This is a genomic window from bacterium (genome assembly GCA_040755795.1).
GTDB lineage: Bacteria > UBA9089 > CG2-30-40-21 > CG2-30-40-21 > SBAY01 > JBFLXS01.
Window position 1 is genome coordinate 1 of the sequence record JBFLXS010000136.1, and the last position, 9,409, is coordinate 9,409.

Sequence of the window (9,409 nt, forward strand, 5' to 3'; positions counted from 1 at the left end):
ACCGTAAAAGCTGATTAAATCAGAAGAGTGAACACATTTTTAAGGCTGGAGGCTCTAAATGCTTTATAACTGCTGGTAAAATCATAAACTACAGTTGATTGTGGAATTTAGATGCGTTTGCCCTGGCCTCCTATTAATTTCCCCTTGACTTTTTAAGAAAGAGAGCATATAATAAATACAGGAAATTTGTGGATGGCGAATTGAAGAAGGAGGTTAACGAAGATGTTAAGATATAAAAAAATACTGGTGGCAATTGATGGTTCAGAAACAAGTTTGCATACTCTAAAAGAATCATTCAAATTCGTTCAGAAGGGAGCGGGTGAGATAACGGTTGTTTCTGTTGTCCCACCATATACAGGCGATCTTGATTTAGTTAGTGTGGGAGATATTATGGACTCTATGAAAAAACCATATCAGGATGCCTTGTCTCAAGCTGATGAATTAGCAAAGACCGAAGGGGTATCGATTAAGACTATTTGCGAAGAAGGTGAGATATATGACCGGATTGTTGATTTAGCAGAGACTGAAAACTATGATTTGATAGTTGCAGGAAGAAGGGGACTACGGCAAATGGAGCGAATATTGGTTGGCAGTGTTACTGCCCGTATTATAGGTCACACTCAGAAGGATGTGCTGGTAATTCCAGGAGATACTGTCATGGGATGGGAAAATATCCTTCTGGCTACTGATGGCTCCAAATGTAGTCAGGGAGCGACAGAAAGGGCTATATCTTTTACAAAATCATACCATGGGGAATTGAAGGTCGTATCTGTGGTGGATGTTCCGACTGAATTTTATGGCGAAGCTCCAGAGGTAGCAGAAACCCTCATCCAACAAGCCAAAGGTTTTGTTAATGATGTAAAGAAAAAGGCAGAAGCAGATGGCATTAAGGTAGTAACCTTTGTCAGAGAAGGTGAGGCGTATAAAGTCATCACAGAATTGGCAAAAAATGAAAAAGTGGATGTTATTTTTATGGGTAGTCACGGCAGGACAGGACTCAAAAGAGTCCTTATGGGCAGTGTGACGGAAGAAGTCAGTGGTCATACCCCCTGTCCAGTAGTTGTAGTTAAGTAATCTCTTGTGCTATAATTGGAAGCAAGATAAATTTGATTTTTGATTTAATTTCAGCTCTAACTCTCAGTTATCTCCCTCAAATTCTATTTTGCAGAATCCTATACACTATTTTAACCTTTATGCTAGATTGTAACTATTCACCGCAGAGACGCGGAGACACAGAGAAAAAATTAAAATCTATTGGCTATACGCTTAATTCCATCTCTTAGAACAGAAACATTAAAATTGATCAATTCAATTGCTGCACCAATAATTTTTTCTGTTATCTGATTTATTTCCATGTTTTCTCTGTTCCTCTGCGTCTCTGCGGTGAATAGTTACACTAGATTAAGACACCACCAGATTTTAAGCAGAAATTGGCTATGCAATATTCACCTGTTGGTTTCTATTTTGCAGATAAGAAACCTGAAGAAGCAATAGGGTTCAAAAAGCCCGGCAATGGTTGCATTATGCCTTTGATATTAGGTGGTTTATTGGGATATTTTGTTAATCGGTTTGGATAATTACTATGGATAAAGAAACTATCAAAGAACTTGCTGCAAACCCAAATTTTATTTCGGGTATTTATAATTATTGTGATAGATGGTGTGAGCGTTGTCCATTCACCTGAAGGTGTCTAATTATGGAACAAGGAGATGATATTCTCGATATACTTGTGCATTTAGACCGATTGCGCAGGAAAATCGAAAATGTATTTCCATCAGCAAGGGCTTTTATTCGACCAGGATTTGAAAGTTGATGAGAAAAAGGTTTGCAAGAAATAAACGGGAAGGTTTTGAATATGGATAAATCGCAAATCCAGGAAAGAACAAAGAAATTACTTGAAAAGGCAGAAACACCAGAGGAATTTACAAAGGAATTACAGGAAGTCCTTAAATCCTATGTGGATAAAGAGGCAACAAAAAATTACCAGAGAATCATTCCTGATGCAGGGAAATTTTATGGAGTCCCAATTCCTGTTTTAAATGTAATAGCTTCTGAGATAGGGAAATTTATCCAGAAAAAACCAGCAAAAGCAAAACCTTTGTTAGAAATTATCTGGAATGAAGGCTCTTTTGAAGCAAAAGAGATAGCGGGGAAATGCTTGGAGAGGTTTGGGCCAAAGAATCCAAAAATCTGCCTGGACTTTGTTTCAAAAGTTATATCCGAGATTGATAACTGGGCTGTTTGCGACAACCTTGCTATGTGTGGGGTAGAGCCAATAGTTTATCAGAACCCAGAACTTGTATTGCCGCTTTCCGAAAAGTGGATAAATGACAAAAATAAATGGATTAAACGTTTTGGAGTGGTAACTTTACGAGGATATAAAAGGGTTAAAACTACAGATAAGGTTTTTGAACTACTTGATCTGGTTATGGAAGATAAGGACAAAGATGTAAAGAAGGCAGTGTCATGGATTTTAAGAGAAATAACCAAGAAAAATCCAGATGAAGTGCTTAAGTTTTTAACAAAATGGGCAAAAGCAAATCCAGGCAAAGATACAAGATGGATAATTAAAGATGGGATGAAGAAGTTAAGCAACGATGAACAGAAAAACATTTTAGGGTTATTGTAAACATGGAGCAGAAAACTACTATTTATCAAGAAAAAGAATTTAAGTCAATATTGAATAAACATAAATTCATAGATAGCTGGTTCTGGGACAGATATAGTCTTAACCCTTATAATGGCTGTCAATTTGGCTGTGTTTATTGTGATTCAAGAAGCGAAAGATATCATCTGCCTTTAGATTTTGAGAACAACATTGTTATAAAGAAGAATGTAGGCAAGATGCTTGATAAAAGATTGGCTAATGCAAGGACACTATTGCCAGATGTGGTAGCATTATCAGGCACTTGCGACCCCTACCAACCAATAGAGACAAAATTTAAGAATACAAGACAATGTTTAGAAATTCTTGAAAAACATAAATATCCGGTGCATATTGTCACAAAATCAAGATTAGTCTTAAAGGATTTGGATTTATTAGAGAATATTGGCAAAAATAATTGGGCTTGTGTCTCTGTAACTATTACTACGCTAAATTCTGAAGCAGCAAGATTCTTAGAAAAGAAAACCCCCTCACCAGAGATAAGATTTGATATAATCAAAACAATAAAAGACAAGACAAAGTATATTCAAGTAGGTGTATTACTCATTCCTGTTGTTCCTGTGTTGGCTGATTCGGATAATGATTTAGAAACAATGATAGAGAACGCAAAGAATAAAGGAGCAGATTACATTCTCTTTGGTGGGGGGATGACGATGAGGGATATGCAAGCAAAGTGGTTCCTGAAACATTTAAAAGAGATGTATCCAGAGCTTTTAGAAGGATACGAAGACCTTTATCAATTCAAATACAACCCTGATTCCTATGAGGGAACTTATGAGCCAAAGAAAAACTATACCCTGAGGAAAAACAAAAAATTGTTTGCCTTATGCCAAAAGCATAAAATACCTTACCGAATAAAACGATTTATTCCCGATGATTTTAGAAGAGAAAATTACCTAATTGCTGAGAAACTTTTAAATGAAGCCTACGAGCTCCAAATACTTGGCAAAGCATGGAGCAATACACACTGGGCAGGACAGAATATACAGAACCTAAATGAGTCCATTATAGATGTTGCCAAAAGAGATGATTTGCAAAAAATCAGAAATGTGAACCCTGAAATAGAAAAAATTATCAGAAAGGAATTGGAAAAGAATTAAAAAAACCGATTAATGGATGTGATATGGACTCCAATGTATATTATGTTTATAAAAGCTGGTGCTACTACCTATGATGTTATTTGGGATATAGTTACTATTTGTATCGTAATTTATGCTATTATTAGTATTTTATATCTCTGGAGGAATAGAAGATGTTTTTCATGAAGAGCCATTTAGAGATTTGCTGGGATGATAAAAAGTGCTGGGTTTCTTTTATCCGCATCCCGTTATACGCAATATTGCGGCTGATTGAATATAAGTCCAATAATAACAGGAGAGAATATGATGCACAAATTTGATATGAAAATATCTATTTCACGAAAATTAAATCTTATAGACCATGTTCTGTTTTTTATATTTATAGGTGTCTTAATTGCCTTAATAGCAACATCAACTAAAGTAAATATTGCGGCTGATTCGGTAGATTATTATGCTATATTGCAATGGGTGACGCCGGAAAAAGAAAAACCGATTGTAAGAAACCTGCATTTTGCAGAGCAGCGGTCTCCAGGATATAGTCTGCTATCACTTATTCCATATTCCTTATTGACAATATTTGTTGAGCCATTTGTAGCCACAGAAAAAATCACTGAGTATGCACTCCCTCCCCCAAAGTTTTCAATGGAAAGGCCAGAAAAGATAGAAGGCTCTGAAATGATCGGTGTTCCACCACAACCTATATTCATAAAGGATTTATTTTTTAAAGATTATTATGTGCCGATGGAAGGTAGCTGGTATCAGTGGAAATTAGCGTTATCACTTTTATTGACCAGTTTTTTCTTTTTGTTCATAGGGATATGGGCTAATACAAGGGTTTTAAAGCTGTATTATCCAGCAGACAAATGTCTGGTTATTATACCCGCAACATTAGTAACCTCACACATGTTTATGAGAAGTTTTTTTGATTTGCCGCTTTTTACAACCTTAACTTATTATGGATTAGCTTCTCTTTTCCTGCTATTTATATGCCTGTCTTTTCGTTCAAGCAAGGTCTGGCATGTAATTCTTTCAGGTTTTATACTTGGCTTGCTTGTTTTAACTCGGCTTGAGCTTAGCATTTTGCTAATCCTGTTAATGGGATATTTTCTTTTCGCCAAAAGAATAAGATTTCTTCTGTTTTTATGTCTTGGTGGTCTAGTGCCACTTATTGTTCTTGTTATCTACAATTTGTCCTTGTTTGAAGTACCATTGTATTTTGGCATTTTGCGCGGGGACATTAATGCATTCGGTTTTAATTGGCAATATATCTTTAACAATTTAATACATCCAGAATCAGGGATCTTATTTTGGACACCATTACTTATACCCAGCCTTATATTTCTTATTACCGCAAAGGACCCTATCCTTAAAGTAATTGGTCTTTGCTCTTTTGCTTTAATCCTCTTTTATACCCTGCGGATGCCAATAATGTATTATCATATTGGTGAAGGGATAATTGATATTGGAGGAATTCCATTACCTGTACCGGAAACTCTTACACAGATGCGCGGATTGACTCGATTTGAAATTAATCGATATGTTTGTGTTCTAATTCCGTTTTCAATTATTGGTCTTCGTATCGGTATTCATAAAATTCATAACTTATTGGATAAGAAAAATGCAAAGTTATATGCAATCGGCATTGATTGGGGGAAAATATGAGTAAAAAGAAGGCTAACAAAAAACCACACTATGGATATTATGGCTTTGGATACTTTCACCTTATTGTTAGTGTGGATATTATTTTGGGGGCAGTAGTTGCCATATTCCTCTTGGAAGTGATAGGGATGATTGTTATTGCCCTTGGTCTCTGGAGCTTACTTGGCTATTGGGTGGGAATGCATTTTAGTAGGCAGCATGAACCATATGATTTATCAGACATACTGACTTTGAAAGGTGATGAAAATGTATTAGATGTAGGATGTGGTTTAGGTAAAGCTACTATTGGAGTGGCAAATCTTTTGAACGAAGGAAAGGCTATAGGAATTGATATCTGGGACAGAAGGGATATTATGAATGCTTCTCTTGAACGATCTTATAAGAATGCAGAAATTGAGGGTGTGAGAGACAAGGTTGAATTTAGAACAGGAAATGCTCTCAACATACCTTTCCCAGATAATTCTTTTGATGTTGTAGTTGCGGCAAGTCTACTGGATAGTTTTTGGAGTGATTCAAAAAGACTTAAATTTTTGTCAGAGGTTCTGAGGGTTTTAAGACCAGAGGGAAAATTCCTATCAATGGAACCATTACGAAATATAGGAATGATTATTATGATCCCACTTTTAGCCTGGAAGTTTCTCCCTAAAGAAAAATGCATAAATTTATTGGAGCGATCAGGATTCGTTAACCTTGAGTATAAGTATAAAAACGAAATAGGGTATTTCTTGGTAGAAAAGCGAAAAGCTAAGAAATGATGATGATAACACCGACAGCGTATAACAGCGTGTGTCTGGTGAAAGGATAAAAATATGTATAAATGGGATGCAGAGGATTATCATAAAAGTTCTGGAGAGCAACAAAAGTGGGCAAAAGAACTTATATCAAAACTCGCTCTTAAAGGAAATGAGCGGGTTTTAGATATTGGATGTGGTGATGGTAAGGTTACCGCTGAAATTGCTGAAAAATTACCACAGGGTTCGGTTTTGGGTATTGATAATTCTAAAGAGATGATTGATTTCGCACAGAATAAATTTTCTTTGAAAAATCTTGGCTTTAGATTACAGGATGCAAGAGAGATGAATTTTATTAGCGAATTTGATGTCGTCTTTTCTACCTCTACCCTACATTGGGTCATTGACCATCTGCCCCTCCTTGGTGGGATTAAAAAGAGCCTGAAGCCAGGTGGAAAGGTGTTGCTTCAGATGGCTGGCAAAGGAAACGCTGCCAAAATCATAGAGGTTTCGGAGGCAATTGTAAATAGTAAAAAGTGGTGTGGATATTTTTCTGATTTTGCTTTCCCCTGGAATTTTTACGGAACAGATGAATACAATATCTGGCTGAAAGATGTTGGGCTTAAGGCAAAACGGGTTGAACTAATCCCAAAGGATATGCTCCATAAAGGAAAGAAAGGATTGGTAGCATGGATTCGGACAACCTGGCTTCCCTATATCCAAAGGTTACCCGAAGAACTACGCAATGAATTTATTGGGGAGATAGTGGATAAATACATTAAAGATTATCCACCAGACAACGAGGGGCTTATTCATCTTCAAATGATGAGACTGGAGGTTGAAGCAGAAAAATTATGAAGAAGGTATTACTTTTTTTATCCAATGGTTTTGAAGAATATGAAGCCAGTGTTTTTACCGATGTGTTAGGCTGGAGTAGGGTTTATGGCTATATTCCTGTTGGAGTAACTACCGTTGGGAGGCGACCTGAAATAAAAGGCACCTGGAATTTTACCGTCATCCCTGAAATTCAGATAGCTGAGGTTAAGGTGAAGGATTATGATGCCTTAGCCATTCCTGGGGGTTTTGAAAAGGCAGGATTCTATGAAGACGCCTATAGTGAAGATTTTCTTGAATTGATTAGAAATTTTGATGAAGAAAAGAAGATTATAGCCTCAATATGCGTAGGTGCTTTACCATTAGGGAAAAGTGGCATTTTAAAAGGTCGCAGAGCCACAACATATCATTTACTTGATGGAATTAGAAGAAAACAATTGGCAAAATTTGGAGTGAAAGTTCTTAATCAGGATGTGGTTGTAGATGAGAATATTATTACCTCTTCCTCGCCAGCAACTGTCCTAAATGTCGCGTTCACATTATTAGAAATGCTAACCTCAAAAGAAAACTGTGAAAAGGTGAAGAAGTGGATGGGGTTTTAATGTTTGAAGAATTGATGACTTTTACCCTGGCGTATGATATACTGGTTATGATGTGGAAAGAGATGAAAAAAGCTTGTTATTTTGCATCTTTTTTATAAATCAGTATATCCGCACAATATGTCTATCATCCCAAATTGGGGCAAAAACCGGCAGGGGTCATCTATGAACGAGTTAGGCGAAATTGCTGATAGGTGGTGAAACCATATGAAAAAGGATTATTTGAAGGATTTAGCTGAAGCAACTAAAATATTACTGGAAGAACCAGATGTTAAAAAGATTATCATGAAACTCAAAGTGCAGATTCAAAAATCAACTGAGCCATTTGCCTGGAGGACAATAGAAATAAACAATCTTAAAGATAGACTTCCACCAGAATTTCAATCTATCTGGGTATTTGTTCTTAAGAGGAATTTTCCATCTGTTGCTCATTATCACCCTAATAGCATTCAACATACGGTAATGGTTGATGGAAAAGGAAGGGTCAAAATTAACAAGCAATATAAGGAGTTGAAATTATTTAATCCAAAGAATGATGAATGTTGGTGTATTATAGACAAAAATATGCCTCATGAATTTTATCCTAAAGAGAGTGAGATAGTGGTTATTTCTTTTCATACATGCTTAAGCAAAGAGCTTATAGAGATAAGATGTGATACTCATGAACAACGTCTATACGAACCCTAATAAGAGGATAACAACTTCGCCTAACAGAGAGCGTATCTGGCTGCGGTGCTTTGCACCTTTTCGCCCAAATACGCCCAGCCGTTGGGCAAAATTGCTGGCTATGAGTGAGAGAGGATACAAAGATGTATAAAATGAGCATGTCTAAAAAACGCAAATCTTGGAAAGAAAAATTAGAAGATAGCAAGAATTTTCCCAAAATACTAGAATTTGACCCTAAATTTCCCTGCACAAGGGCATTAGAAAAGATGGGTGCGAAACCTGGTGACAGTGTGGTGTTGGCACCGCCATTAGAAGTGAACGAGATAATGAAGAAAGTGCCAGAAGGAAAACTCATCACCTTAGATGGAATTTGCAAGAAGTTAGCCGAAAAACACAAAACGAAGTATTGCTGCACACTAACTACTGGCATCTTCGTTATAACCGCTGCTAACGCTGCAGAAGAAACCAATAGTGATATGCCTTACTGGCGAACGATAAAAAATACCGGCGAACTAAATCAGAAATACTCATGTGGGGCAGAAAGACAGAAAAAACTTCTGGAGAAAGAAGGGCATAGTGTTATTAAAAGAGGCAAGAAATACTATGTAAAAGACTTTAAGGAGAGACTAATATGAGAAGATTGCTGAGCCTGCCACATGCAAAATATGAAGCGACATGTTACATCAATGGATTATATGACATACTAACCTGGAAAGGGGGAAAGTACGAATATTTCCTACTGCCAATTTCAGAAGATTAAGGAATCAATTGACAAGGGTGAGCCGGTTATGGCTGGTGCACTAGATATGTACTTCCTGCACTATTACTCAGATTTGTATAATAAAGTTCATGTTCCGATACACTACGTTTTAGTAGGTTGAAAAAACTAGGTAATAAATACAATGAGCCGGGATGGGTAGAAGCAGGAGGATTATTCAAAGAGTCAGGAGAGTCAATAATTAAGTTATGCAAGAATGCAGTAAAACACGATGGAAAGAAGTGCAGTGAGATATTGATGAAGATAGCTGATGTAGAAGAAGAAGCTTACCAAATAAAGAGGGTTGGACCTATTAACTCCAGTAAAATCAAGGGGTTATAATAGTAAGAAGGTAGATTTTAGGGGTGTTTAGGAGGTGAGGTAGGTATATGTAACATATTATAAACATTGGGGTTAGG

General features: G+C 36.6%; 12 protein-coding genes. All 12 read left to right on the forward strand.

Annotation, left to right across the window (positions count from 1 at the left end):
- Positions 1 to 222: 222 nt before the first annotated feature.
- The 12 genes from AB1414_10020 (at position 223) to AB1414_10075 (ending at position 9,332) form a co-directional block, all read left to right on the forward strand.
- Positions 223 to 1,074 carry a universal stress protein gene (locus tag AB1414_10020; protein ID MEW6607768.1) on the forward strand — a complete coding sequence of 284 codons (852 nt, stop codon included), beginning with the start codon at positions 223 to 225 and terminating at the stop codon, positions 1,072 to 1,074.
- A 362-nt stretch (positions 1,075 to 1,436) separates the two neighbouring features.
- Positions 1,437 to 1,577: a hypothetical protein gene (locus AB1414_10025; GenBank protein MEW6607769.1), complete on the forward strand. Its 141-nt coding sequence runs from the start codon at positions 1,437 to 1,439 to the stop codon at positions 1,575 to 1,577.
- A gap of 278 nt (positions 1,578 to 1,855) precedes the next feature.
- Positions 1,856 to 2,629 carry a DNA alkylation repair protein gene (locus AB1414_10030; GenBank protein MEW6607770.1) on the forward strand — a complete coding sequence of 258 codons (774 nt, stop codon included), beginning with the start codon at positions 1,856 to 1,858 and terminating at the stop codon, positions 2,627 to 2,629.
- Positions 2,630 to 2,631: 2 nt separating this feature from the next.
- The gene (locus tag AB1414_10035; protein ID MEW6607771.1) at positions 2,632 to 3,765 is read left to right on the forward strand and encodes a radical SAM protein; all 1,134 of its coding nucleotides are present in this window, start codon (positions 2,632 to 2,634) and stop codon (positions 3,763 to 3,765) included.
- Between the two features lie 33 nt (positions 3,766 to 3,798).
- Positions 3,799 to 3,930: a hypothetical protein gene (locus AB1414_10040; protein MEW6607772.1), complete on the forward strand. Its 132-nt coding sequence runs from the start codon at positions 3,799 to 3,801 to the stop codon at positions 3,928 to 3,930.
- 117 nt (positions 3,931 to 4,047) lie between these two features.
- Entirely contained in the window at positions 4,048 to 5,406 is a 1,359-nt protein-coding gene (locus tag AB1414_10045) for a hypothetical protein (protein ID MEW6607773.1), read from the forward strand.
- Positions 5,403 to 6,158, forward strand: coding sequence for a class I SAM-dependent methyltransferase (locus tag AB1414_10050; GenBank protein ID MEW6607774.1), 756 nt, complete (start codon positions 5,403 to 5,405; stop codon positions 6,156 to 6,158). The genes AB1414_10045 and AB1414_10050 overlap by 4 nt, the downstream gene beginning before the upstream one ends.
- 54 nt (positions 6,159 to 6,212) lie before the next feature.
- Positions 6,213 to 6,992 (forward strand): methyltransferase domain-containing protein, encoded by a 780-nt coding sequence (locus AB1414_10055; GenBank protein ID MEW6607775.1) that lies wholly within the window; start codon positions 6,213 to 6,215, stop codon positions 6,990 to 6,992.
- Positions 6,989 to 7,570, forward strand: coding sequence for a DJ-1/PfpI family protein (locus tag AB1414_10060; GenBank protein ID MEW6607776.1), 582 nt, complete (start codon positions 6,989 to 6,991; stop codon positions 7,568 to 7,570). Before AB1414_10055 ends, AB1414_10060 begins: the two co-directional genes overlap by 4 nt.
- Before the next feature lie 204 nt (positions 7,571 to 7,774).
- Positions 7,775 to 8,254, forward strand: a complete 480-nt coding sequence (locus AB1414_10065; protein MEW6607777.1) for a cupin domain-containing protein — start codon at positions 7,775 to 7,777, stop codon at positions 8,252 to 8,254.
- Positions 8,255 to 8,376: 122 nt separating this feature from the next.
- Positions 8,377 to 8,868 carry an MGMT family protein gene (locus AB1414_10070; GenBank protein ID MEW6607778.1) on the forward strand — a complete coding sequence of 164 codons (492 nt, stop codon included), beginning with the start codon at positions 8,377 to 8,379 and terminating at the stop codon, positions 8,866 to 8,868.
- A gap of 242 nt (positions 8,869 to 9,110) precedes the next feature.
- Positions 9,111 to 9,332, forward strand: coding sequence for a hypothetical protein (locus AB1414_10075; protein ID MEW6607779.1), 222 nt, complete (start codon positions 9,111 to 9,113; stop codon positions 9,330 to 9,332).
- The last annotated feature ends 77 nt before the right edge of the window (positions 9,333 to 9,409 follow it).

Coding starts and splice junctions, on each gene's coding strand:
- AB1414_10035 (MEW6607771.1), top strand. CDS start 2,632: ATGGAGCAGAAAACTACTATTTATCAAGAAAAAGAATTTAAGTCAATA.
- AB1414_10065 (MEW6607777.1), top strand. CDS start 7,775: ATGAAAAAGGATTATTTGAAGGATTTAGCTGAAGCAACTAAAATATTA.
- AB1414_10070 (MEW6607778.1), top strand. CDS start 8,377: ATGTATAAAATGAGCATGTCTAAAAAACGCAAATCTTGGAAAGAAAAA.
- AB1414_10060 (MEW6607776.1), top strand. CDS start 6,989: ATGAAGAAGGTATTACTTTTTTTATCCAATGGTTTTGAAGAATATGAA.
- AB1414_10030 (MEW6607770.1), top strand. CDS start 1,856: ATGGATAAATCGCAAATCCAGGAAAGAACAAAGAAATTACTTGAAAAG.
- AB1414_10050 (MEW6607774.1), top strand. CDS start 5,403: ATGAGTAAAAAGAAGGCTAACAAAAAACCACACTATGGATATTATGGC.
- AB1414_10045 (MEW6607773.1), top strand. CDS start 4,048: ATGATGCACAAATTTGATATGAAAATATCTATTTCACGAAAATTAAAT.
- AB1414_10055 (MEW6607775.1), top strand. CDS start 6,213: ATGTATAAATGGGATGCAGAGGATTATCATAAAAGTTCTGGAGAGCAA.
- AB1414_10040 (MEW6607772.1), top strand. CDS start 3,799: ATGTATATTATGTTTATAAAAGCTGGTGCTACTACCTATGATGTTATT.
- AB1414_10025 (MEW6607769.1), top strand. CDS start 1,437: ATGCAATATTCACCTGTTGGTTTCTATTTTGCAGATAAGAAACCTGAA.
- AB1414_10020 (MEW6607768.1), top strand. CDS start 223: ATGTTAAGATATAAAAAAATACTGGTGGCAATTGATGGTTCAGAAACA.